Source organism: Nonomuraea basaltis (assembly GCF_005893125.1).
In the GTDB taxonomy this organism is placed as follows: Bacteria; Actinomycetota; Actinomycetes; order Streptosporangiales; family Streptosporangiaceae; genus Nonomuraea; species Nonomuraea basaltis.
In genome coordinates this window covers 1-24,102 of the sequence record NZ_VCJS01000069.1, presented here as the reverse complement: position 1 = coordinate 24,102, position 24,102 = coordinate 1, and the positions used below count along the sequence as shown (strand labels likewise).

Below are 24,102 nucleotides of genomic sequence, written 5' to 3'. Positions count from 1 at the left end.
CATGATCGTGCCGCGCCCACGGTCACGGGTGCTGACATCTCCGATGCCCAGCAGCGGTGGATCGACCTGGGCCGCGCGTTCGCGCACTACGGGCGGATCTCCAAGTCGATGCACCTGCTGCACGTGGCCCATCTGGGGGAAGCCCGGAGGTCCGGGCTCACCTCAGCCCACTGCAGTGGGAACACATCAACTTCGTACAGTCCCGTCAAGCCCGGTCCAGTCCGTAGCGATCGAGTGCAGCTCGAACCTGGTTGAGCCCCTCCACTCTCCAGTAGTGCCCGTTGGGCAGCTGGTCGTCTCGGCGCCAGCGCCAGGTCGTGAACAACGCCCACATGAGGATGCGGCACTGGTGAATCAGGTCGTGGTCAGCCCCCGGATAGTGCTCTCCAACTTCTTCGGGGGCATGGGCGAGGTCGAACTCGATCGGCCCACGGCAACACGTCGCGAGGTCTACGAAGAGCGGCCCTCTCCTCGTCTTGAGCAGGTTGCCCGGATGCGGCTCACCGTGCAACAGCTGCTCGTCGGCTTCGCCGCCGCTGATCGCGGTGCTCAGGCTACTGAGTGTGTTGCTGAGGAGTTCCCGGTCGGGACCGAGCAGCGCTGGAGTCTGCTCTCGGTCGCCCACCTCACTCAGTGCACCGGCGACTCGATCGGTGAAGTGCGGTGCCCCCAGATCGACCTGGCGCAGGGCGGCATGGTGCCGCATAAGCGCGCCTGCGTAGTCGGCCGGCGCGATCTCTGATCCCACAGGTTCGTAGTAGGTCCAGAGCGAGATAGCGAAGGCATCACGCAAATAGACTCGGGGTTCGACCCGAGGCTCAAGCTCAGCCACCGGACCATCGACTTCGGCGAGACGGCGAGCAACCTCTACTTCGAACTGGGAACCAGCTCGATGCGCTGAGGGTGCGACCCGAGCAAGAACATCGCAAGGGACCAGGCGCAACGCGATGCGGTCCGAGTTGTTGATGACGACCACATCGTCGACCTGAAGGCCCAGCGCAGAGGCAGTCGCCCTCCCGGCCTCAACTGCGCGACGGACTTCCGATGCGTCCATACCGTCCTCCCTCAATCTTGAGTACACGTCTGGGGACAACAACGACGTCCCCAATGTCTACGCGAAGATCACTCGGCACACCCGCCAACCCACCACAACCCAGCCAAGCCGGCCCCGGACGCCCTACCGACAGCACCTGCCTGTTCTTCTCCGCTGAGCCGGCCGCCGCCCTAGCCGGTGAGCTGGGCCCGGCCCCACTGCGGGCAGCGCCCGCCTGTCGCCGGAGCGGCTGATCGACGCCGGGGACGCAGCCGCAGACGCCGACCGAGGACCAGTGTGGGAGCCTCGACCGCGCGCAGCCAGCGGCGTAGCCACCGACTGTTCACCGGGCCTGCTGCCATCGGGCGGCCACCACCCCCGCCAGCCAGGCGCTCTCGCCACCGAGGGACCCGGCAGGTCGCTCAGCCTGGCAGGAATCGGAACAGGCCTATAAGGTCCCATCCTGTGGGCCGATTGAGGACCAATTCAGGGCCGGCCGAGGACCTGCTCATCGAGCTGAACCGCGACGCCGGGGTGCCACTGCACCGGCAGATCGAGGGGTCCATCCGCGCCAGCATCCGGGCCGGTCGGCTGCGCGCGGGCGCGTCGCTGCCACCCACCCGCACCCTCGCGGCCGGCCTCGGGGTTTCCCGCGGGGTGGTCGTGGAGGCCTACCAGCAGCTCGTGGCCGAGGGCTACCTCGCCAGCCGATCGGGCGGTTACACCCAGGTCGCCGCGTCGATGCCGCCAGCCGCCGCCGGCGGGGGCTCCGCGGCTTCGATGACGCAGCCGGCCGCGCGCAGTGCCGGTTTCAGGGCCGGTTTCAGGGCCGGCTTCAGGGTCGACTTCGGGTACGGGCGCACCGACGTGTCGCAGTTCCCGCGGGCCGCCTGGCTGCGCTCGGTTCGTACCGTGCTCACCACCGCGCCCAACGACCGGTTCGCCTACCTCGACGGCCGTGGCGTGCCGGAACTGCACGGTGCCCTGTGCGACTACCTCAACCGGGTGCGCGGCACATCGTCCGTCCCGGACAACGTGGTGATCTGCAACGGCTATGGGCAGGGCATCTCGCTGCTGATCCAGGTGCTCGTCCGGCACGGCGCCAGGCGGATCGCCCTGGAAGACCCGTCGCCCAACGACGACGCCCGGGTGCTGGCCGGCGCCGCCGGTCTGGACGTGGTCGGCATCCCGGTGGGTCCGGACGGCGTTCAGGTCGAGGCGCTCCACCGGGCCGACGCCGATGCGGTCGTGCTCACGCCGTCGCACCAGTGGCCCACCGGGGGATTACTGTCGGCTGCGGCGAGGGCCGAGGTGATCCGCTGGGCGAAGCGCCGCGGCGCGATCGTGGTCGAGGACGATTACGACGCGGAGTACCGCTACGACCGGTCGCCGGTGGGCGCCATGCAGGGCCTGGCGCCCGATCATGTCGTCTACTGCGGTACGGCCAGCAAGACGCTCGCGCCGGGGTTGCGGCTCGGCTGGCTGGTAGTGCCTCCCCAGCTGGTCGCCGACGTCGCCGCGGCAAAGGTGCTCGCCGACCGCGGTTCGCCGGTCATCGACCAGTTGACGTTCGCCGACTTCCTCGTGCGCGGCGAGTTCGACCGCCACCTGCGCCGGATGCGTCCGGTGTACCGCCGCCGCCGCGACGCGCTGCTGAACGCCCTGCGCACTCGCCTGCCCGATCTGGAACCGGCCGGGGTCGCCGCCGGGCAGCATGTGGTCGCCTGGCTCCCGCCCGACCTCGACGAGGCGGCGGTGGTGACGGCCGCCGCCCGGCACGGGCTTGGCATCCACGGCGTCGGCCCGTACCGGATCGCCGGCACCGGACCGGGTGGCCTCATCTTCGGCTACGCCATTCTCGGCGAGGCCGCCATCGCCGAGGGGGTCGCGCTGCTGGCGACGGCCATCCGGGAGGTACGGGGACCCTGATCCCGCGCAGGCGCTCCGCCGGTGGCACATCCAGGACATGCGCATCAGTGTGCCGGGCGGATGTTCTGGTTCAGGTGGAACACGTTGGCCGGGTCGTACGCGGTCTTCACCGCGGTCAGCCGGGCCAGCTTCACGGCCGAGTACGCCCGCCGCACGCCGCGCTGCCCATCGGCCAGCTCGTCGGCCGTCAACGAGTTGACGTACACCCCGCTCGCGTACGGCTCGAGCGACGCACCGGCGGCGCGGGCGGCACCCATCCTGGCGTCGTCCTCGGCCGGGTCGGTCCAGCGGGAGCCGGCACCGAACTCGAACATCGTGCCGCGGTGGCTGAACGCCGCGTCTGCTTCCGGGACATCGGCGATCGCGCCGCCGTGCGCCTGCAGGCCGACGCCCGGCAGGTACGGGCTCCCGCTCAGGTCGGTGCCGCCGCGCAGCAGGAACGCCTCGATCGCCGCGGTGGGGAATCGCCGCAGGTAGTGCCCCTTGGAATAGCGGCGGTAGGCGTGGCCGCCGGTGGAGTCGTCGCGTTGCTGAAGTTCGAGGTACGACGGTGTGGTGACGCGCGACGCGACCGGACGCCCGAGCGCCCGCATCGCGGGGAGCAGCCGGCGGCCCTCGGCCGGGTCGCCGACCCACACGAACCCCAGCGTGGCTATCGGGCCGGCGGGACCGCTGCCGACACTGGCGGTGAACGTCGCCTGCCGGGGCGCGACGGCGTTCAGGTCGCGCCAGCCCTCGATGACCGGCACGGCGTCCTCGGCGCGGAAGTCGAACTCGGCGACCAGCGTCCGCGTGCCGGTGCGATGCAACTGGAACTCGAACTCGGTGACGATGCCGAAGTTGCCACCACCGCCGCGCAGGCCCCAGAACAGGTCGGGGTTCTCGGTGCGGCTCGCGGTCACCACGTCCCCCTCGGCGGTTACCATCGTGTAGGAGACGACGTTGTCGCAGGCCAGGCCGTACTGGCGGGCCAGCCAGCCCATGCCGCCGCCGAGCGTGAGCCCGCCGACGCCGGTGTGCGAGACGTTGCCGGCGGTGGTGGCCAGGCCGTACGCCTGGGACGTCCGGTCCAGCGCGCCGAGCAGCGCGCCGCCCTGCACCCGGGCCCGGCGACGGGCCGGGTCGATCCGCACGCCGCCCATGGGCGTCAGGTCGATCATGAGACCACCGTCAGGCACGGCGAAGCCGGCGACGTTGTGGCCGCCGCAGCGCACGCCGATCTCGAGGTCCAGTTCCCGGGCCATCCGCACGGCGGCGACCACGTCGGCGACGCCCGCCGCACGGACGATCATGCGTGGGCGCCGGTCGACCATGGCGTTCCAGACGGTACGGGCGGTGTCGTAGCCGGCGTCGCCAGGCGTGAGGAGCCGGCCGTCGAAGCGGGTCGCTGTCGTTGTCATGCCACTCAGCCTGGCAGGAATCGGTACACGCGTCATGGTCCGATCCAGTAGGCCAATTGAGGACCAATTCAGGACCGGCCGAGGATCTGCTCATCGAGTTCGGTACGAGTGGCGAGCGTGAGCCTGTGCAGGAGAACACGGCACGCTGACCGCCCTCGGCAACGCTCTGGACCACCCCGACCTGCAGGCGCCGATGCGGTTCTGAGGCCGGGCAGAGCTGTCGTCATGTCCGATCTCTTGCTAAATCTATCGAATATCGATAGATTTCCATCGTAGATCGATCGAGGGAGAGATGATGGGGAAGCTGACAGTGCTCACGCTGCGCGCCATGCTCGTGGCGCTGCTCGCCGGCTCGGTGTTCGTGCAGACAGCGATGGTGCCGCTGCTGGCCATTGACCTGGAGGCGCTCAACGCGGACCTCGCGCACCTGCGCACCCCGTTCCTCGTGATCACGGTCTTGGGCGTCGTGACGGTCCAGGTCGTCCTGGTCTGCGTGTGGCGGTTGGCGACGATGGTGCGACGCGGAACGGTGTTCTCCCACGCCGCCTTCCGGTACGTGGACGTCGTGATCGGCGCGATCGTGGCGGCCGCCTTCCTGATGTTCGCACTCGGGGTCATCCTGGCGCCGGGCGACCCCGTCCCCCCGGGCATGGTCCTCCTGATAGGCGGGGCCGGCGTGGCGATCCTGGGGGTCGCGCTCATCGTGCTCGTGCTGCGGATGCTGCTGGCCCAGGCTGTCGCGCGCGACGTCGAGGCGGCGCAGATGCAGGCCGAGCTGGACGAGGTGATCTGATGCCGATCGTCGTCGACATCGACGTGGTGCTGGCCAAGCGGAAGATGTCCGTGGGCGAGCTCGCGGACCGCGTCGGGATCACGCCCGCCAACCTGGCGGTGCTCAAGAACGGCCGTGCCAAGGCGGTGCGCTTCACGACGCTCGACGCGCTCTGCGAGGCGCTCGAGTGCCAGCCGGGAGACCTGCTGCGCTGGGAGGCCGAGGACGCCGCGGACGGGTGACTCGCTTCCACGGCCAACTGATCAAGGTCCGGGGCGGCAAGGCAGCCCGGGCGCGGATGGGGCCGGCCCGCCGCTCCCGGGTGCCCACTGCGTCGCGGCCCTGGGCCGTTTAAGGATTGGCTGCGTGCGGTTGATGCCCGGTAGGGTGCCGATCATGGCTTGTCGCATTTCAGAACTGATCATCCCTTGCCTGGACCCGCAACGGCTGGCGGCGTTCTGGTGCGAGGTGCTGGGCTTCATCGTGCTCGATACCGAGGACGCCGGCGCGGTGGAGATCGGACCACGGGAAGGGTTCGGCGGATTGCAGCCGACTCTGGTCTTCTGCCCCACTACCGAGCCCAAGACGGGCAGGCTGCGGATGCACTTCGACGTCAACGCCACCGACCGCGATCAGGACGCCGAACTCGAACGCCTCCTGAAGCTCGGGGCGCGCCCGGCCGACGTCGGCCAGACCGGCGAGGAGCCCTGGCACGTCCTGGCCGACCCCGAAGGCAACGAATTCTGCCTCCTGCGAGCCCGCCTGAGCTGAGCATCGGCCCGCACCGGCTAACGACCCCTATGTGAGGACTTCGCGCGCATGACGCCGCCTGCTCTTTAGACCTGACATCTTCCCTGCGCATCGGTCGCCGACGACGCCGTCGGCTCTGTTTTCCGTGCTCTTCGTCAGGTCTTCAGAGAGATCATGTCTTCACATCCTCATATCGTGCTGCCCTGGGCGGTGCGGCGCACCCACCTGCCTCTGCTCGCCCTCCGGTGCGTGGCCTGCCCCTCCGGCCGCGCCACCATCGGCAACGGCAGTTTCCGCGTCAACGCCAACGGCAAACTTCTCGACGTCTGGCTCCTGGTCAACTGCGTTTCCTGTGGCCGGACCAGCAAGCTCACCGTCCACGATCGCGTCCCGGTCCGCTCACTGCCCGCTGACCTTCTGGCCGGTTACTCGGCCAACTCGCCTTCCCTCGTCGTGGATACCCTTCTCGACCCGTTGATCGCCCGGCGCAACCGGTTCGCGCTCGATTGGGACGGGTGCTGGGAACTCCACGCACCTCCCGTTCCCGAGGATCCGTGGCCCCTTCAGATCACGGTCACCTTCGACGATCCCGTGCCAGTCCGTCCCGAACGGCTCATCGCTCATGGATTAGGCATCAGCCGTAATGAGATCACGCACAGAGTCAAGATCGATATCCCGCTGAACCGCAGGACGAAACTGGATTTCTCATTCGTCCTGGTGTGGTCGGTTCAATAGGTCCAGGTGTCGGTGCGACGCTCTCCGCCAAGGCAGAACACGGCTGTGCCGTGTTCTGCCTTGGTCGGGTCGACGCGGATCCAGACGACTGCCATAGCGCGAAGGCGGCCCTGATGAGGCCGCACGCCCGGCGGGACGGCGGCCGTCAGGCCGCCCTTGAAGACGCAAGAGAAAGTTCTCGTCCGCCGCGATGAGTTCCGACCCCACCGCCGGTATGTATGACGAGCTCGCCGGAATACCCCGGGCGAACCGATCACAAGGGAGAATCCGATGTCAGACAGTCGTGCGGAAGACGAGGCCGCTATCCAGGCCGTGCTGGTTGAGTCCTACAAGGCGTGGGAGGCTGGCAACGCCGACGGCATGGTCGCCAACTACACCGCGGACGCGACCGCCATTATGACCGGCTCGCTCCGCGACAGCCGTGACGTGATCCGTCAGAACATGGCCCTGGGCTTCGAGGGGCCGCTCAAGGGCAGCTCGACCTACAACAAGCAGCTCAGCATCCGGTTCGTCGGCAGGGACGGTGCGATCGTCATCAGTGAATCCGCCATTCTGTTCCCCGGCGAGACCGAGGTTCCGGACGACCCGCGTAAGGTGAACGCGACGTGGGTCTTCGAGAAGCGGGACGGCCAGTGGCTGATCGCCGCGTATCACAACAGCCCGGTGCTGGCGCCTGGGCAGTGAACCCTTCCCTGTTACCGGCAGGACCGTGTAGTGCCATGACGAACATCGGACCGGAAAGTCCCGGTAAGCCCTGCATCGCTCTGAGCTGCGGGAACTTCACTTCCCGATAGCCAGAGGCCTCCCGTAGGCGCCTCGGACCTTGCATCAGATGCAACCCGGACGACCCCTGAGACGCATCCGAACGAAAAGTCCCGCCAAGGGCCTTGATCCCGGCCGCCTTGGCGGGACTTTTCGTTCCGATATTCGTCATGCCCCTACTTACGAGTGAGGTCAGAAACAGGAACTAAGCTTGTTCTTTATCCAAATCTGGACTTATACCGTGGCCAGGCCGTTGATGACCGCGTGGTGACCTATCCGCCCATAGCCGGATAGGTCACTGCACGTCGCCAGGAAGGGTGGTCGTGGCGGCAGCGGAGATGGGGCGTGGCGTGATGTCGAGGGAAGAAGGCTTCGATCGTCGGATCGAACCGTTCCGGACGGAGCTGCCGGATGCTCGGCTCGGCGCACGACGCAGAGGACTTGGTCCAGGACACGTACCTGAGGGCGTGGCGGGCGCGGGAGCAGTACGACGATACTCGCAGCTCACTGCGCACCTGGCTCTACCGGATCGCGACGAACGCCTGCCTGACCGCCCTGGATGTTCACGGTCGCCGACCGCTGCCGTCGGGGCTGGTGGCCGCGTCGGATCCGCTCGGGCCGCTCGTCCAGGGAGAGCACGCCGCCTGGCTCCAGCCCTTGCCGGACTCGTTGCTGGACGCGGGCGATCCGGCTGGGGCCGTGATCGACCGCAGCAGCCTGCGCTTGGCGTTCGCCGCCGCCCTGCAGCACCTGTCGGCGCGTCAGCGCGGTGCGCTGATCCTGCGTGACGTGCTCAGCTTCTCCGGGTCCGAGACGGCGGAAATCCTCGGCACCACCGTCGTGTCGGTGAACAGTTCCCTGCAGCGGGCGCGTACCCGCATGAAGGACGTCGGGGTCCGGCAGGAACAGGTCAGCGAGCCGTCCGCGGCCGAGCAGCGCGCCTGGGTCGAGCGCTACATGAAGGCGTTCGAGCTCGCCGACGTCGAGGGCCTCAAGCGGCTGCTCACCGAGGACGTGCTCATGGAGATGCCGCCGATGCTCAACTGGTTCTCCGGCCGCAGCAACTACGGCCTGTTCATGGAATGGGTCTTCGGGGTGGCCGGGAAGGACTGGCTTCTCAAGGAGGTCGCGGCCAACGGTGGCCAGCCCGGATTCGCCGCCTATCAGCGCGTCGGCGACGGGTACGACCTGCACACGCTCCAGATCTTCACCGTCACCGACGAGGGCATCAGCCGGAATTCGGTGTTCCAGGATTCCAACGTCTACGCGACTTTCGGCCTGGCGGTCAGGCTCGACGACCAGGGACTTGCCATCGCCGAGGCCTAATGCGGTGACCGTTCGCTTTCGCGTGTTATGCCGCTGGGGCTGGTCGGCCCCAGCGGTGTCCGCGTTCGCTCCGGATACGGCCGCGTTCGTGGCGTTGGGCGCCCAGTGGCCAACGTCTGCATTTTGTGGAATACGGTCTAAGCCTTGTCATTTAACCTCTGATCTTCGCACGTGCTGCACTATGAGTTCGTTCCCGGACTGCGGCAACACGAGATGGAAACCAAGGGACCGTTCTTCTGGTATTGGACGCTGTCCACTGAGGATGACCTTGGCACCCCTTACCGCGACGACAATGGCGGTGCTTTCGATTCAGACGGCGAGACGGCCGCGCATGGAACTCGCTACCTGGGCGGGCCGGTTCCCCGCTCGGCCCGCCGACTTCGTGTGAACTTCACGCCGGCCGAGGGATGGACGCCGACGCGATCTTGGTGCCGACAGTTGGATATCGCACTGCCGGGCGGCCGCGTCACAGAGGCGTGGACCGACCCGCGCCAGGACCTCGCGTTTTCGGCGAATGGGGATGGCACGATGAGTGACCGTCGACGTGGCCTACTGATCAGCGCGGGCGGCTGAGGGCGGCCTCGGCCAGATCCGTCCATTTCTCGGCCGAGGAGTGGGGCACGACCACCCAGTCCTTTATCGCCCTGCCCTGCTCCGAGGGGTCGAACAGGGACGCCCCGGCCAGCTGGAGCGCAGCTGTGTGTTCGGGGGTGTCCCTGACCAGCCGGAACACCATCGCGCCGTCGCGCTGCAGGCTCGCGAACACCTTTCCCGCCTGATCTTTGAGCGCGGGACTCCCCATCATCCTGGAGATCCGTACACCCAGGTCGGCCAGCTCGGCGCCGACCTGCTTGAAATCCTCTTCCGCGCTCATCGTCAGTCGGTCCCAAACTCCATGGCGGCGTGGTCTGGCAGCTCGTCGTGGTCGAGGCTCTTCCCGCGTGACGCGATCGCCTCGGCCCCACCTTCCGGCAGCACGGCGATCAGGCTAGTCGTCCTGGCGGCACCGATCAAGGCCGGATGCGGGGTGCCGACCACGCCGAGTCCCGCCGCCGGTCTTCGACTACGCGCGATAGATCACCATCAGCGCCAGCCAGGGCAAATGTGAAGATAAGAGGTTAAAAGACAAGCTGTGAGCTTGTCTTTTAACCTCCGATCTTCGCGAATGCCGCATCCAATGGCTCGGGTGATGTATCACCACATAGCGGATTGTGGCGAATGAGGCACGGCGTGTTGTCTGCGAACTCGGTAGAGAGCACCGGTCACGATGGGCTTGGTTTGCCGCCGGACAGCCCGGTCGGATAGGAAGCTTGCATGCTAAGAGGTAACAAGGTCGGGCTCAGAGCCCGGTACGAGGACGACATTCCGATCCTGCGGGCCGAGCTCTACGACGACGTGGTCAACTCCTCGCGGGCCGAAGGCCGGCCGTGGCGGCCGATCACACCCGGCTCGAAGGATCCGCGGCTCGTGGTGGACGACAAGGAGCAAGGGCACGTCCCGTTCTCGGTCGTGGAGCTGGACGGCGGCACGCTGGTCGGCACCGCGACGCTGTGGGGCATCGACAACCACAACCGGTCCGCGCACATTGGGCTAGGGCTGCTGCCGTCGGCCCGCGGCAAGGGCTACGGCACCGACGTGGTCGCGGCGCTGTGCCACTACGGTTTCGTCGTGCGCGGCCTGCAGCGACTGCAGATCGAGACGCTTTCGGACAACGCCGCGATGCTGCGCTCCGCCGAGCGCAACGGCTTCGTCCGCGAGGGCGTGCTGCGCTCCTCGGCCTGGGTGATGGGCGAGTTCCTGGACGAGGTGCTGCTCGGGCTCCTCGTCCAGGATTGGAAGCCGGCTTCGAAGGCCTACCTCTGATCTTCGTGTTGGGGCTTCGTGGATATGCCGGGCTGTGACCGGGTGTAGCTGGTCAGGTGGTGCGGCGGGGTTTGGGCGCACGGGCAATCGGCGGCGTGCGGGGTGCGCAGGCGGTATCCCGGCGGTTCCCCCCCGAGTAGGCCCGGCGGCACGATTGTCCGGCTGACCGCCCTCAGCGTCGCGATCGAGCATCCCGTAGCGTCTCGTCAGACGGCGAAGACTTGAGAGTCGTCGGCGAACGCCTTGAACTCCAGGGCGTTGCCCGCCGGGTCGAGCAGGAACATCGTCCACTGCTCGCCGGTCTGCCCCTCGAAGCGCACATAGGGCTCGATCACGAACGCGGTGCCTGCTGCTCGCAGCCGGTCGGCGAGCTTGCGGAACTCCGGGATCGTCAGGATCAGGCCGAAGTGCGGCACCGGGACGTCGTGGCCGTCGACAGGGTTGTGGATCCGCTGCGCCCGGGCCGGCGCCAGATGGGTGACGAACTGGTGGCCGTGCAGGTTCCAGTCCACCCAGGTGTCCGCGCTGCGGCCCTGCTCCAGGCCCAGCACCTCGCCGTAGAAGCGGCGCGCGGCGGCCAGGTCGTCGACCGGCATGGCCAGGTGGAATCGCGGAATTGGCGAGTCGAGAACGGTCATGGGGCGGGCTGCCTTCCTGAGAGCGGCCCCGGCAAGGGCGCCGGGAAGTCAATGTAGTGATGTTAACATTAGGACACTAAGGGGAGGCGAGGGCATGGGTGAACAGGGCAGAGTGGTCCCCGCCCGGCGCAGGGGGCTGGCCGAGGAGGTGGCGGACCGGATCCGGGAGGCCATCTTCAGCGGGGCGTACGCCCCCGGCGCGCAGTTGCGCGAGGTGGAGCTGTCCGAGGTGCTGGAGGTCAGCCGCGGCCCGGTGCGCGAGGCGCTGTTCCGGTTGGAGCGTGAGGGCCTGGTCCGCAGCGAATGGCACCGCGGCGCCACGGTGACGACGCTGTCCCCGCAGGATGTCGCCGAACTCCACAGTCTGCGCGGCGCGCTGGAGCGGCTGGCCGTCCAGCGGGTGGTCGCCCAGGCCTCCGACGATGACATCGCGGCCGTCGAGAAGGCGGCCGGCCGCATGGTGCGCGCCGAGGACGAGCACGAGATGGTGCGCTGCGACATCGCCTTCCACGACGCCGTCTACGCCGCCGCCCGGCACCGGCGCCTGCAGGAGGCGTGGCAGGCGATCCGCTCCCAGGTCCACCTGTTCCTGCTCACCCGGATCGCCCTCAGCTCCGCGGGCTACCTCGCGCACATGCCGGGCGAGCACCGCGACCTCGTCGCCGCCCTGCGCGCCCGCGACGCCGAGGCCGCCCTCGAGCTCTTCGCCACGCATCGCCACCACGCATTCGACGTGCTCGCCGGCACCAGTGCTGCGGACGACGGAGAGCAGGTCGACAACCCATGACGGCCGGTGAGCCGGTCCCGGCGGAGTCCGGCTCCTTGCGGGTTCAGCCCAGCCGGGGCCGGCGGCACCCCGTGCGTGTACGTCAGCATGCGGTGCGCTCCCGAGATCACCTAACCCGGGCGCGGCCTCCCGGGCTGGGGACCGTCACCGTTGGCCCCGCGGCAGGCAACTCGTAGGTGACGCCGGTCAGGTGTTCGGAGAGCTGCCACAGCCGTTCTGCTGTGACGGTGTCGCGGGTGGCGCGCTCCCGGGTGCGGCGAGTGGGCTCACCACGCAGTTGCAGCAGCCCGTCGGGCACGATGTAGCCGCCTCCGAGCAGGTCCGGGACGGTCGCCGCGTACAGGGACGTCTTCGCCCCTTCCGGGGCGGGGCGGAAGGCCACGCGCACGAGCAGCCGTGTAGCAGTCACATACAGCCGCCCCCTGCCGCTGTTGGCACCACCGGTGAGCACGTTGGTACGGGTGAGTCCCGGAGCTACGGCCATGCTGCGCAGCCGCACCCCGGCGGCGTCGGCCCGGCGCTGCAGCTCCACGGCGAAGTAGAGGTTGGCCCGTTTGGCCTGCACATAGGCGAACGCCGTACGGTAGCCGCGTTCGGCGTTGAGGTTGTCCAGGTCGAAGCGGGCGAAGCGCTGCCCCTCGCTGCTGACGGTGACCACGCGCGGATCGGGCGCGGCGAGCAGATGAGGCAGAAGCAGGCCGGTCAAGGCGAAGGTTCCCAGGTGGTTGATGCCGAACTGCGACTCGAACCCGTCGGCGGTCAGGGCGAACGGCACCATCGCGACGCCCGCGTTATTGACCAACAGGTCGAGCCGGTCATGATCCCACCCTGATGCGAACTTCCGGATGGAGGCCAGGCTGGACAGGTCCACCCGGCGCAACTCCAGGCGAGCGTCGGGCACCTCGCCTCGCATGCGAGCGAGCGCGGCTTGACCGCGCTCGGGATCACGGCAGGCCAGCACGACATGCGCGCCATGGCGGGCCAGTTCGCGGGCCGTGACGTAGCCGATCCCGCTGTTGGCTCCGGTCACCACCACGACCCGCCCGGACTGGTCGGGGATGGAACGGAGGGTCCAACGAGGAGAGTTCCGCATGATTGCCACCTCAAGGGTCGGCGACGGGGAAATATCGCAACATTAAGTTGCGATAGGCTCATCCTGTCAACTACCCGCAAATATCGCAACTTGGAGTTGCAATGGAGTCGGATCGTTCCGCCGCCCGGCCGGTCGGCCGCGGCCCCAAGGTGCGCGCCGCGGTCCACGCAGCCACGCTCGCCGAGCTCGTGGACAAGGGCTACGCCGCGCTGAGCGTCGAGAGCGTCGCCCAGCGCGCCGGAGTCCACAAGACGACGGTGTATCGCCGGTGGAAGGATCGCGAGAGCCTGCTCACCGACGCCCTCGCCGAGCACATGGCGATGGACATCCCCATTCCCGACACCGGAGCGATCGAGGCCGACCTGCGGGCGCTGGCGCGTGCTCTCGTACAGTCGTTCACCAGCCAGACCGGACAGGCCATCCTGGCCGCCATGGTCACCGGCGCGGCGCACCTCCCGGAGATCGCCGCGGCCAGGCGTCACGTCTTCCAGGACCGGCTCGCGAGGGCCGAACCCGTGGTGACGCGCGCCATCGAACGGGGCGAGCTGCCCTCAGGCACCGATCCCGCCGGAGTCCTCACGACCCTGGCGGCGCCGATCTACCTGCGCCTGCTCATCACCGCCGATCCGATCGACGACGCGACCGCCGACCAGGCGGCACGGGTCGCGCTCGCCGCCGCGCGCGCCGGCGCTCTGCGACCGGCTACTGGGTGAGGGTCTCGGCGTAATCGTGTTCTTCGCCTTCCAGCGGCATTTCGTGTTCGGCTTGTGGCGCAGGTGCCCGGGCAAAGGACGCCCGAGACGTCATGCGTGCGGCCGCGACCACACCGGCCGCGACCGTGCGCGAAGATCTGCGCGTCCAGGATTCCTCGGGTGACAGGTCTACTGACCGGTTCTCAGCGGCTCACGGCGGTCTGCTGTTCAATACGCGACAGCTTCTCGGGATTGCGCACGTGGTAGGCGCCGGTGACGTAGCCGTTCTCCACTCGCACCGCCACCACGCCGTCGATCTCGCCGTTGACTCGGACGAGCAGCCCCGGGCCGCCATTGATCTGCACCAGCTCGACCGACCTTTCCGCGTCGCGCTTCCACCAGCTGACGGCCAGCAAGCGAGCAACGTTGTCAGCCCCCACAACGGGCCGCAGCAGGGCATGCTTGACACCGCCGCCGTCGCTCAGGGCGACGACGTCCGGCGCGAGTATGTCGAGCAGGCTCTGCAGCTCGCCGGTTTCGACCGCTCGCTGGAAAGCCTGGAGGGCGGCTCGGTGCTCGGCCGGGGAGCCGGTGCCGCGTGGCCGGCGCGCGGCGACGTGTGCCCGAGCCCGATAGGCGATCTGACGGACCGCGGCCGGGCTCTTGTCGACGGCCTCGGCGATCTCGTCGTAATCCAGATCGAAGACCTCGCGCAGCACGAACACCGCCCGCTCAATCGGCTGGAGCGTCTCCAGCACCAGCAGCATCGCCATCGAGACACTGTCGGCCAACTCCACGTCCTCGGCCACATCAGGCGCGGTCAGCAACGGCTCGGGCAGCCACGGTCCGACGTAGGACTCCTTACGCCGACCGAGCGCACGCAGCCGGTCCAGCGCCTGCCGGGTGACGATCCGCACCAGGTAGGCACGCTCCTCCCGCACGCTGTCAAGGTCGACGCCCACCCATCGCAGCCAGGTCTCCTGCAGGACGTCTTCGGCGTCGGCGGCCGAACCGAGCATCTCGTAGGCGACGGTGAACAGCAGGTTGCGATGGGCAACGAACGCCTCGGTAGCGGAGTCCACGCGATCGGCACGATCGAGCGGCCCGGGTGTGTCCGTCGTTCGCTCGCTGCGTTCACTCATGCCTGGCCCCTGCCTGTCCGCACTCAGCTCTGCCACACGCACAAGACGCCGCTCCCGACCGTTTTGTAACACCTGCGATCGATGATCCACGTCACGTGACAGCGCTGTTACGGGGGGCGGGTGGCCGGCGTCTCGTGTTCGTCAGGACGCCGTGCGAACGATCCGTACGGCATGCGACACCACGAGTTGAGTTTGAGAAGGGAAGCCCTCGCCATGTCTGCACCCACGACGACCGACCTCCGGTCGCGCATGCCCAACCCCCTCCCGTTCGTCCCCGAGATGGCAGAAGTCGCCGGAGGTTTGCACAAGGTCATCAAGAACGGTTCGATTCCGCAGGTCACCGTCCACCTGCTGCAGCTGCGCGCCGGGCAGATGCTCGGCAGCACGTACGTCACCATCAGGGAAACCGGCAACCTCCGCCAGGCAGGGGAATCAGAGGAGCGCATCACCGCCGTGGCGACCTGGCGGGACGCCACCTACTTCACCGACGCCGAACGGGTCGCGCTGGAGCTGGTGGAGGCAGTCCTGTCCCCGAACCCGTCCGGGGAGCGAGTCCCCGACGAGCTGTACGCCAAGGCGTCCGCGCACTACGACGACAAGGCGCTCTGGACGCTCATCATGGCGATCGCCCACATCGGCTTCTTCACCCCCGCCGCGCTCATCGCCAAGCCGATCCCGGGCATGCCCCCCGGCCAGAACTACAGCGAGTAAGAAAGGGATAAACCATGAGCATCACCAAGTTCGCGGTGGCAGGAGCGACCGGGCGGCTGGGACGCCACGTCGTCGACGTCCTCACCGAACGGGGGCGCCAGGTCGTGCCGATGTCCCGAGCCACCGGCGTGGACATCATCACCGGTGAGGGCCTGGCCGAGGCGCTCACCGAGGTGGATGTCATCATCGACGTCGCCTCGTGGCACGCCTCCGAGCAGGAGGCGGCGACGGAGTTCTTCCGCACGTCGGCCCGCAATCTGCACGAGTACGGTCAGAAGGCCGAGGTCGCCCGGATCACCATGGCGTCCATCATCGGCGTCGACAAGGCCACCGCCGGTTTCCTCGCCGCCAAGAAGGTGCACGAGGAACTCCTCCTGCCCGGCCCGCTCCCTGTCCGCATTCTGCGGGCCGCGCAGTTCCACGAGTTCGTCGGTCAGCTTCTGGACTGGCAGCAGGGCGACGTCGCCTACATCCCGGCCCTGCCCACCCAGCTCGTGGCCTGCCGCACCGTGGCCGAGGAACTGGTCGACCTGGCCCTCGACCCCGGCGAGCCCACTCCAGGAACGCCGATCCCCGAGATCGCCGGACCCCGAAAGGAGACCTTGGCGGAGGCGGCCGCACTCCTCGGCGCCCGCCGAGGCATCAAGGTCGTCGGCGCTGACGGCTCGGGCATGCCCGATGCCGAGATTGCCGCCGAGGGCGGGTTCCTGCCCAGCCCGCACGCCAAACTCGCAGGACCCACCTTCCAGGAGTGGCTCGACACCCAACCCTGAGCCGGCCCTATGACCGCGGCCTGACCTTGTTCTCGGAGCTCCACGGCCCGGAACTCCGAGAGCAAGGCTTCCTCCGAACCTCGCTCGCCAGCGGCGTTCGGGGCTCAGTTTGACGCCTGGACTCATCACCGCATCGCCAGCGGCGACGTCGCCATCCACGTGCCCCTTGGCGTGGTGCTGTTCGGCGCGGGCACCGTCCTGGTGGCACAGGTATGGTCGACCCGCCCGGCCCGCACCGCCGGCTGAACTCAGAGCCCGGCCTGCTCATCAACGAGGCGGGCTCACCTGCCGGGCGCGGTCGGCTGGATCGAGCTGCGCCGCGTTGCCCGCTCTACCGAGGCGCTATGTTTTCGCCGACGCCAGCTGGTCCCAGTACGCGGCTGTTTCAGCCCGCTACACCGACACAATCGCGCAGCTTCCCAGCCCTCGGCCAACAGCATGTCTCCCTATCAGGAAGACAACGTGCGCCGCTTCGGCGACTACGTCTACGACCTGGACGCGCCGCTGGAGGGCATGGAGGTCCATCTCGATCTCGAGGAGGATACGGCGGCCTGAAACGGCCCTGCTGCGCCGCCGCACAGGCCCCCTCCTCGCATGAAGGGCTGTGCCCGGCGGGCCACCCGTCGAGGCTGAAGGCGCGAAGCGAGTATTCCGTGGATGAATTCGGTTGCACTGGGACTGCTGAGCTTGGTGGGGTATCTGCATGAATGGTGCCACTGAGCAGGTGCAACGGGCGAGGACAGGAAGAGACCGTACGATCACGCAACGTCCGGCTCCATGGCACAGGCTGGCGGTGCTCGGGGCTCTGATGCTGGCCGCCCTCACCTTCAACACCGCGGAGAACCTGCCGGTCGGCCTCCTGAGGCTCATGTCCGAAGACCTACGGGTGTCCCTGTCAGCGGTGGGTCTCCTGGTCACCGGCTACGGCGTTACGGTGGCCATCGCATCCGTGCCGATTGCCCACGTCGTGCGGGCCGTGCCCCGACGTTATGTGCTCACGGGACTGCTGGCCGCGCTCGTGGTGTCCAGTCTCGTTGCCGCGCTGGCCCCCTCTTACTGGCTGCTCCTCGTGGCGCGACTGCTGACCGCGCTCGCCCAGGCGCTGTTCTGGGCCGTAATGGGACCGGTCGCGGTGGGCCTGTTCGCGCCCGAGGTTCGGGGGCGTGTGGTCGGGGCGCTGTCCGTGGCTGGTTCGTTCGCTCTCGTGTTTGGTGTTCCCGCTGGGACCTGGCTGGGCCAGCAGAGTACCTGGCAGGTGCCCATCGCCATGCTGGCGGTTCTGGGGCTTGTCTCTCTGGCGACAATCGCCGTTCTGCTGCCGACTTCGCGTCCGGAAGAAGAGCCCGCCGCCTACGCGACCGATCCCGACGTGCGGCGCTTCGGGACGGTGCTGGCGGCCGGGACCTTGTCCGCCGCCGGGGCGTTCACGGGATACACCTACATCGTGACGTTCCTGGGCGACGTGAGCGGGTTCTCCCCCCGCGCGGTCAGCGTCCTGTTCATGGTTTTCGGTGTCGCGTGTCTGGCCGGGGTGAGCATCACCGGGGCGTTCCTGGACCGCTTTCCGCAGTCCGCGCTGGCCACCGCCGTGGCCACGCAGGCAGTGGGCATGCTCGGCCTGTACGCGTTCGGCGCTCATCCGGTGGCGGCGGTGATGTTCCTTACGCTGATGGGCGGCGCACTCGGCCCGGTGTTTATGACCACGCAAAACGCGATGTTGCACTGCGCGCCGGGCCGCACAGACATTGCCTTCGCGGCGAACTCCGGTGCTTACAATGCCGGCATCGCGGCGGGTGCCGCGCTTGGAGGACTGGTCCTGCCGCTCGCCGATGTACGGAGCACCTTCCTCGCCGGCGGGCTGCTGACCGTCGGGTCCTGCGCGGTCCTACTCGGCGGCCAGCTGCTGCGTGGGCGTCGCCGTCCAGAGCGCTCAGCACGCCGATAGGGACGCCAGCTCGGATTCGCCGACCATAACAGGGCGTGCCAGGGTAACCCGGCCATCGCGCCAGACGACGGCGATGTGCCGATCGTCAACTCTGATCCAGTCCACGAAGTCGTCGGCCCAAAAACGCTGGTACACCCAGCTGTCGGCCCCGTCGGCCAGCCGTACGGCAGCCACACCCGAACCTCGTGGCTCCACGGCCACGTCGCCGAAGAGGTCGCTCTCGTAGGAGACTTCTGCCAGGACGTCGATGGGCGGTGTGCCGCGACCGGGCGGCTGCCAGGGCTCGCCCGGCGGGCCCGCCCGGAGTCCTACGCGGTCACCGTTAGATCCGGCACGGCCGCGACCTGCTCACCCGCCCGGAGAACTCCGCATCCTCCATCGCCGGCTGCTCGGCGTGAGCCGCTCGACCATCTACAAGGACGTCCCCGAGCTCAAGACCGGCCCGAAAGATGCCCTTTCGCAGCGAACGGCCAAGACGATAGGCCCGCTGCGGATCGGCGACCAGGTCGCCCCGCCTTCCGGGGACGCCGACGTGGACCAGCTCGGTTGGGACAAGGGGTACCGGATCATCACAGTGACACAAAGGGCGGCAAGACGTGGTCCTACCCGCTGGAGCTGTCGGTGGCGGCCGCCAGAATCTCGCCCTCATCGGCGACAAGCTCCCAGACACTGGGAGATGAGCCGACTCAGTCGGTGCCGGACTCCATGGCAGCGTGATCGAGCAGCTCGTCGTCGACGGGGACGGTGGTTCCCCAACCGACCGACCCCGACCGACCTCCCGGTCCACTGGAGGCGATCGCTTCGGCCCCGCCCTCGGGCATCGCGCCGATCAGCCCGGTCGAGGCCGCCTGTGCGGCGGCGATCAACGTCGGGTGCGGACTGCCGACCAAGCCGAATGCGGCGTACTGCTCGAGCTTGGTGCGAGAGTCGGCGATGTCGAGGTTGCGCATCGTCAGCTGGCCGATGCGGTCGACCGGCCCGAAGGCGGCGTCCTCGGTCCGTTCCATGGAGAGCTTGTCCGGGTGGTAGCTGAACGCCGGTCCGGAGGTGTCCAGGACGGAGTAGTCTTCACCGCGCCGCAGTCGCAGGGTCACCTCGCCGGTGACCGCCGTCCCGACCCAGCGCTGCAGCGACTCGCGCAGCATCAGCGCCTGCGGGTCCAGCCAGCGGCCTTCGTACAGCAGCCTGCCCAGTCGCCGTCCCTGGCTGTGGTAGCTGGCGAGGGTGTCCTCGTTGTGGATCGCGTTGACCAGCCGCTCGTACGAGGCGTGCAGCAACGCCATTCCCGGTGCCTCGTAGATGCCCCGGCTCTTGGCCTCGATGATCCGGTTCTCGATCTGGTCGGACATGCCCATGCCGTGCCGGCCGCCGATGGCGTTGGCCTCCAGGACGAGGTCGACGGCGGAGGCGAACTCCTTGCCGTTGATCGTCACCGGTCGTCCCTGCTCGAAGCCGATCGTGACGTCCTCGGCGGCTATCTCGACGGCGGGGTTCCAGAACCGCGCGCCCATGATCGGCTCGACGATCTCGATGCCCGCGTCGAGGTGCTCGAGCGCCTTGGCCTCGTGGGTCGCGCCCCAGATGTTCGCGTCGGTGGAGTAGGCCTTCTCCGTGCTGTCCCGATAGGGCAGGCCGCGGGCGAGCAGCCACTCGGACATCTCCCTGCGACCGCCGAGCTCGCTGACGAAGTCGGCGTCCAGCCACGGCTTGTAGATCCGCAGGTGGGGGTTGGCGAGCAGGCCGTAACGGTAGAACCGCTCGATGTCGTTGCCCTTGAAGGTGGAGCCGTCGCCCCAGATCTGCACACCGTCCTCGAGCATCGCGCGCACCAGCAGGGTGCCGGTGACGGCCCGGCCGAGCGGGGTGGTGTTGAAGTAGGTGCGGCCACCGGAGCGGATGTGGAACGCCCCGCAGGCCAGGGCTGCGAGCCCCTCCTCCACGAGGGCCGCCCGGCAGTCGACCAGCCGGGCGATCTCCGCGCCGTACGCGGTGGCGCGGCCGGGCACCGAGGCGATGTCGGGCTCGTCGTACTGGCCGATGTCAGCGGTGTAGGTGCACGGCATGGCACCCTTCTCGCGCATCCACGCGACCGCTACCGAGGTATCGAGGCCGCCGGAGAAGGCGATCCCGACGCGTTCGCCGACGGGCAGGGAGTTGAGGACCTTGGACACAAGTAGAAGTATATACACATCAATGCATGACCATGCAAAGCATCCGTGCCGCGGGCGCGTTCTCGGGCAGCGCCCTGCTGACCTGCATAGGCGTACGCAGTGCGGCGCTCGTGGCCGGACTGCTGTGCCTGGCCGCGCTCGCCCTCGTGATCAGGGAGCCGCCGCACCCCCGGCCGGCCCACTGCGACCGCCCCAAGACGGCCGGTGCCGGGGTCTATGTGGCGCTGAAGCGGCTGAGGAGCCGGTCGGCGTCGGTGAAGCCGGCGACCACGTCGGCGGCCGTGCGCTGCCGGCGCACCAGGCCCACGGCCTGGCCGGCGTAGATGCAGGCGGTGTCGAAGTCACGCTCGCGGAAGGCGGCCGCCAGCTCGGCGGATGCCGCCTCGTCCGAGGCCAGCTCCGTTTCCCTGCCGTGCCAGCGGTCGAAGAAGGCGTTGCGCAGGGCGCGGCCGCCGTACTCGGGCGGCCAGGCGAGCCGCTGGGCGACGTCGAAGACGCGGCCGTAGGCGGTGCCGGTCTCGCCGGTGGACAGGATCCGCTGCCGGGCCGGCTCCGAGACGGTCGCCTCGGCGCACCCCAGGAACGCCGTCCCGGCCCACGCTCCCTCGGCGCCCGCGGCCAGTACGGCGGCCAGCCCGCGGGCGGTGGCGATGCCGCCGGCGGCGAGCACCGGGATGCCGACGGCGTCCAGCACGCTCTGCAGCAACGGGAGCGTGGCCACGTCGTCGCGGCCGTGGCCGCCTCCCTCGCCGCCGCGGGCCACGACCACGTCCACACCGGCCCGCTCGGCCGCCAGCGCCTCCTCCGTGGTGCCGGCCTGGGTAGCCACGGTGATGCCAGCCTCCCGCAGCGGCTTGACGTATCCGGCGTAGTCTCCGTAGCTGACGGAGACCAGGCTGGGGCGGGCGGCGAGCACCGCGTCCACATGGGCGGGATTGTCCGGAAGCGCCCAGGCCATCAGCCCGATCCCGTACGGACGGCCGCTCCCGGCGGCGACAGCGGCCTGCTCGGCGATCCAGGAGGGCGAGGCGGTGGGCGGCACGCCGAACATGCCGAGCCCGCCCGCCGCGGAGACCGCCGCGGCCAGCCGGCCGTCGCTCACCCCCGCCATCGGGGCGCCGACCAGCGGCACGTCGAGCTCGAACCGGTCGGTCAGCCAGGTGCGCGGCATCTCGTCTCGTCTCCTTCGCTGCAGCGGGTGGGCGTCGCCGGGGTGTTCATACCTGCGACTCCCAGAGAGTGGCAGGAACATCGTGCCACGGCGCGCGATCGAGCTACGGGCGCTGGTGGGGGACGAAGAGCCGGACTCCGGCAGGTCGTTGGCCAGCAGGAACTCGCCCTGGTCCCCGCCCGGCCCGCGTGTCACCCCTGATGTGTCTCCAGCAGCACGCGCACGTCCCAGGGGCCGAGCCGCAGCTCCGCCCCCGCCGCGTGGTCGGCGCCGTCGAGCACGTCCCGCACCGCGACCGGCATCGGCACCACCGCCGGCTCCCACGTCCAGTTGTTCAGGAACCGCACCCGCCGCCCGTCCGCCGCGGTGGCGCCGGTCGAGGTGACGCCGGCCGGCATGCCCGCCCACGGCCCGGCGTCCGGCACGAGCCACCGGAACAGGGCCTCGCCCAGCGTCGGGTTCGGGACGGTGCCGACGTGCGTGATCCGGCCCCGGCCGTGCGCCCGGGTCGTGATCGCCGCGAACCGGCCGAAGTGCGGGTGCTCGTAGCCGGCCAGTACTTCCGCGTCCTCCGCCTGCAGACCGTCCGCCCACCGGGTGCCCGCCGCGCCCGGAGGCAGCGCCAGCGGCGACTCTTCAGACGCCCGCAGGGGCAGGTCGGCGGACAGGTTGCTGAACTCGTCGTACCAGGCCCCGGCGGCCTCGGCGAGCCCGGCCGGCTGGACCTGCCTGCGGGCACGCGCCTCCGCATCGGCATAGCAGGTGCGCGGCCCCAGGACCAGGTGGCCGCCGGCCGCCGCGTACGCGGCCAGCCACTCCAGGGTGGCGTCGTCGGCCACGTACAGCCCGGCGGCCACCAGCACCGGGTGCCGCGCCGCCAGCGCATCCGGCTCCTCGGCCACGGCCTGCCCGGCGTGCAGCACCCGCACCTGACGGCCCGCGTCGAACGCGGCACGGTAGAACGGGTCGAAGATGCCTTGGTAGGACCGCTGGTCGGGCCCGCCGTCCGGCGATGCCAGGGCGGGCTGGGCGGCCAGCGCCCACTTGCTCGGCGCGGAGTAGAGCATCGCGACGTCGGCGTCGGGGGTGAGGTCGGCGACCAGCTCGCCGGCGGTCTCCAGTTCGGCGCCGATCCGGGCGATCTCCCGGTACGTGCGCCCGGGACGCCCGCTGTGCGGCAGCACGCCGCCCCAGTACATCTCGGTGCCGAAGACCAGCGTCCGCCACTGCCAGTACTCGATCATCGACGCGCCCCGGGACACCAGCGCCCACGCGGCCTGCCGCCACTGCCCGTCGTAAGCAGGCTGGTTCACCCACGGCTGCCCGATGGCCTGCGCGTTCGTCTCGGTGACGAGGAACGGCGCCTGCCGCGAGGAGAACATCCGGTCGGCGGTGTAATAGAGCGCCCAGGTGTCCCTGGTCATCCAGCTCTGGGGTGCGTCCTGCGGGGTGGGCAGGGCGAGCCCGTCCTGCATCATGTAGTAGGGGTTGCCCGCGGCGACGTCGAGCCGCCGGGTCATGTCGTCGTCGGCGACCCCGGGCCGCTCGTAGGAAATGCAGGTGGTGACGAACTGCTCCGGCCGGGCGTATTCGCGCACGATGCCGGCCTGCCAGGCGATGAACTCGGTGACCTGGTCAGCCTGGAAGCGCCGCCACGCCTGCGCGTACTGGGGTTGCGCGTTGCCGTCGGGCGTCCACAGGTCAGCCCAGGTCGACAGCCGGTGCGACCAGTAGACCAGGCCCCACTCCCGGTTGAGTGTCTCCACGTCGCCGTACTTGTTCCGCAGGTAGTCCACGAACCGCTGGAAGACGCCGTGGTTGTGCAGCAGGTGAAGGCCCGGCTCGTTGTCGACCTGGAAGCCGATGACCGACGGGTGATCGGCGTACCGCTCGACGACCTTGCGGATGATCCGCTCGGAGTGGAAGAGGTAGGCCGGATGGGTGAAGTCCATCTCCTGGCGGGCGCCCCAGGGGATGCGCTCGCCGGTGGCCCCCTCGCCGGCGATCTCCGGGTACTGCCGGGCCAGCCACGGCGGCACCGCGTACGTCGGCGTGCCCAGGATGACCCCGATGCCGCGCTCGTGCGCGCCGTCCAGGGCCGGCTGGAGCCAGTCCAGGTCGAACCGGCCGTTCTCCGGCTCCCAGGTGGACCACACCGACTCGCCGACCCTGATCACCGAGAAGCGCGCCTCGGCCATCAGGTCCAGGTCTGTCTTCAGCAGGTCGCTCGGATGGTATTCGGGATAGTAGGCGGCGCCGAAGAGCACTCGCGGCACGTGTGTTCCTAATGAGTTCTGGGAGCAAGCCATCCGGCAGACTCCGTGGTGGATAGTGGCTGCCGGCAGGTGAGCACTCGGGGTTCCTGGACGTGGAGTCCTGATGAAAGACCGTGCCCCTGCCGGTTGGTCG

23 protein-coding genes and 1 pseudogene are annotated in these 24,102 nt (G+C 69.1%); 14 read left to right on the top strand and 10 right to left on the bottom strand.

Going from position 1 to position 24,102, the window contains the following annotated elements:
- Positions 1–205 precede the first annotated feature (205 nt).
- A complete protein-coding gene (locus EJK15_RS29730) occupies positions 206–1,054 on the bottom strand; it encodes a phosphotransferase (RefSeq protein ID WP_138713780.1) in 849 nt (282 codons plus the stop codon).
- Positions 1,055–1,507: 453 nt separating this feature from the next.
- On the opposite strand from EJK15_RS29730, the gene pdxR reads away from it, so the two are divergent.
- A complete protein-coding gene (gene pdxR / locus EJK15_RS29725) occupies positions 1,508–2,962 on the top strand; it encodes a MocR-like pyridoxine biosynthesis transcription factor PdxR (protein ID WP_206061170.1) in 1,455 nt (484 codons plus the stop codon).
- A 44-nt stretch (positions 2,963–3,006) separates the two neighbouring features.
- On the opposite strand, the gene EJK15_RS29720 is transcribed toward pdxR, so the two are convergent.
- Complete coding sequence (locus tag EJK15_RS29720) at positions 3,007–4,362, bottom strand: FAD-binding oxidoreductase (protein WP_138713778.1); 1,356 nt, start codon at positions 4,360–4,362, stop codon at positions 3,007–3,009.
- Between the two features lie 292 nt (positions 4,363–4,654).
- On the opposite strand from EJK15_RS29720, the gene EJK15_RS29715 reads away from it, so the two are divergent.
- From EJK15_RS29715 to EJK15_RS29685, 7 genes are all read left to right on the top strand, one after another.
- The gene (locus EJK15_RS29715; RefSeq protein WP_206061169.1) at positions 4,655–5,155 is read left to right on the top strand and encodes a DUF2975 domain-containing protein; all 501 of its coding nucleotides are present in this window, start codon (positions 4,655–4,657) and stop codon (positions 5,153–5,155) included.
- Positions 5,155–5,376: a helix-turn-helix domain-containing protein gene (locus tag EJK15_RS29710; protein WP_138713777.1), complete on the top strand. Its 222-nt coding sequence runs from the start codon at positions 5,155–5,157 to the stop codon at positions 5,374–5,376. Before EJK15_RS29715 ends, EJK15_RS29710 begins: the two co-directional genes overlap by 1 nt.
- A gap of 154 nt (positions 5,377–5,530) precedes the next feature.
- The gene (locus tag EJK15_RS29705) at positions 5,531–5,905 is read left to right on the top strand and encodes a VOC family protein (protein WP_138713776.1); all 375 of its coding nucleotides are present in this window, start codon (positions 5,531–5,533) and stop codon (positions 5,903–5,905) included.
- A 174-nt stretch (positions 5,906–6,079) separates the two neighbouring features.
- Complete coding sequence (locus EJK15_RS29700; protein WP_240777293.1) at positions 6,080–6,619, top strand: DUF1062 domain-containing protein; 540 nt, start codon at positions 6,080–6,082, stop codon at positions 6,617–6,619.
- A 270-nt stretch (positions 6,620–6,889) separates the two neighbouring features.
- Positions 6,890–7,303: an SgcJ/EcaC family oxidoreductase gene (locus tag EJK15_RS29695; protein WP_138713774.1), complete on the top strand. Its 414-nt coding sequence runs from the start codon at positions 6,890–6,892 to the stop codon at positions 7,301–7,303.
- 489 nt (positions 7,304–7,792) lie between these two features.
- On the top strand, positions 7,793–8,707 hold the full coding sequence (locus EJK15_RS29690) for an RNA polymerase subunit sigma-70 (protein WP_138713773.1): 915 nt from the start codon (positions 7,793–7,795) through the stop codon (positions 8,705–8,707).
- 171 nt (positions 8,708–8,878) lie between these two features.
- Positions 8,879–9,280 carry a hypothetical protein gene (locus EJK15_RS29685; protein ID WP_138713772.1) on the top strand — a complete coding sequence of 134 codons (402 nt, stop codon included), beginning with the start codon at positions 8,879–8,881 and terminating at the stop codon, positions 9,278–9,280.
- Here the strand turns inward: EJK15_RS29685 and EJK15_RS29680 are convergent.
- Together EJK15_RS29680 and EJK15_RS73015 are read right to left on the bottom strand one after the other, a co-directional pair.
- Positions 9,264–9,581, bottom strand: coding sequence for a hypothetical protein (locus EJK15_RS29680; protein ID WP_138713771.1), 318 nt, complete (start codon positions 9,579–9,581; stop codon positions 9,264–9,266). The genes EJK15_RS29685 and EJK15_RS29680 overlap by 17 nt on opposite strands.
- Before the next feature lie 2 nt (positions 9,582–9,583).
- A pseudogene (locus EJK15_RS73015) lies at positions 9,584–9,757 on the bottom strand (argininosuccinate synthase); the annotation flags it as partial.
- Positions 9,758–10,021: 264 nt separating this feature from the next.
- Here EJK15_RS73015 and EJK15_RS29675 point away from each other — a divergent pair.
- Positions 10,022–10,570, top strand: a complete 549-nt coding sequence (locus EJK15_RS29675) for a GNAT family N-acetyltransferase (RefSeq protein WP_138713770.1) — start codon at positions 10,022–10,024, stop codon at positions 10,568–10,570.
- Positions 10,571–10,776: 206 nt separating this feature from the next.
- On the opposite strand, the gene EJK15_RS29670 is transcribed toward EJK15_RS29675, so the two are convergent.
- Positions 10,777–11,208 (bottom strand): VOC family protein, encoded by a 432-nt coding sequence (locus EJK15_RS29670; RefSeq protein WP_138713769.1) that lies wholly within the window; start codon positions 11,206–11,208, stop codon positions 10,777–10,779.
- Between the two features lie 94 nt (positions 11,209–11,302).
- Between EJK15_RS29670 and EJK15_RS29665 the strand changes: the two genes are divergently transcribed.
- Positions 11,303–11,995, top strand: a complete 693-nt coding sequence (locus EJK15_RS29665) for a GntR family transcriptional regulator (RefSeq protein WP_138713768.1) — start codon at positions 11,303–11,305, stop codon at positions 11,993–11,995.
- A gap of 106 nt (positions 11,996–12,101) precedes the next feature.
- Here EJK15_RS29665 and EJK15_RS29660 read toward each other — a convergent pair whose 3' ends face one another.
- Entirely contained in the window at positions 12,102–13,088 is a 987-nt protein-coding gene (locus tag EJK15_RS29660) for an oxidoreductase (RefSeq protein ID WP_138713767.1), read from the bottom strand.
- A gap of 101 nt (positions 13,089–13,189) precedes the next feature.
- On the opposite strand from EJK15_RS29660, the gene EJK15_RS29655 reads away from it, so the two are divergent.
- Entirely contained in the window at positions 13,190–13,801 is a 612-nt protein-coding gene (locus EJK15_RS29655; RefSeq protein ID WP_206061168.1) for a TetR/AcrR family transcriptional regulator, read from the top strand.
- A 182-nt stretch (positions 13,802–13,983) separates the two neighbouring features.
- On the opposite strand, the gene EJK15_RS29650 is transcribed toward EJK15_RS29655, so the two are convergent.
- Positions 13,984–14,922, bottom strand: coding sequence for an RNA polymerase sigma-70 factor (locus EJK15_RS29650; RefSeq protein ID WP_138713766.1), 939 nt, complete (start codon positions 14,920–14,922; stop codon positions 13,984–13,986).
- A gap of 213 nt (positions 14,923–15,135) precedes the next feature.
- On the opposite strand from EJK15_RS29650, the gene EJK15_RS29645 reads away from it, so the two are divergent.
- The 3 genes from EJK15_RS29645 to EJK15_RS29635 all read left to right on the top strand — a co-directional run bounded on the left by EJK15_RS29645 (position 15,136) and on the right by EJK15_RS29635 (position 18,351).
- Positions 15,136–15,633 (top strand): carboxymuconolactone decarboxylase family protein, encoded by a 498-nt coding sequence (locus EJK15_RS29645; protein ID WP_138713765.1) that lies wholly within the window; start codon positions 15,136–15,138, stop codon positions 15,631–15,633.
- A gap of 14 nt (positions 15,634–15,647) precedes the next feature.
- Positions 15,648–16,406: an SDR family oxidoreductase gene (locus tag EJK15_RS29640; RefSeq protein ID WP_138713764.1), complete on the top strand. Its 759-nt coding sequence runs from the start codon at positions 15,648–15,650 to the stop codon at positions 16,404–16,406.
- Between the two features lie 808 nt (positions 16,407–17,214).
- Positions 17,215–18,351, top strand: coding sequence for an MFS transporter (locus EJK15_RS29635; RefSeq protein ID WP_171074604.1), 1,137 nt, complete (start codon positions 17,215–17,217; stop codon positions 18,349–18,351).
- 686 nt (positions 18,352–19,037) lie between these two features.
- Here the strand turns inward: EJK15_RS29635 and argG are convergent.
- From argG to EJK15_RS29620, 3 genes are all read right to left on the bottom strand, one after another.
- A complete protein-coding gene (argG, locus tag EJK15_RS29630) occupies positions 19,038–20,522 on the bottom strand; it encodes an argininosuccinate synthase (RefSeq protein WP_138713762.1) in 1,485 nt (494 codons plus the stop codon).
- A gap of 214 nt (positions 20,523–20,736) precedes the next feature.
- The gene (locus EJK15_RS29625) at positions 20,737–21,888 is read right to left on the bottom strand and encodes an NAD(P)H-dependent flavin oxidoreductase (RefSeq protein WP_240777292.1); all 1,152 of its coding nucleotides are present in this window, start codon (positions 21,886–21,888) and stop codon (positions 20,737–20,739) included.
- A complete protein-coding gene (locus EJK15_RS29620; RefSeq protein ID WP_206061167.1) occupies positions 21,885–23,969 on the bottom strand; it encodes a beta-galactosidase in 2,085 nt (694 codons plus the stop codon). Before EJK15_RS29620 ends, EJK15_RS29625 begins: the two co-directional genes overlap by 4 nt.
- Positions 23,970–24,102 lie beyond the last annotated feature (133 nt).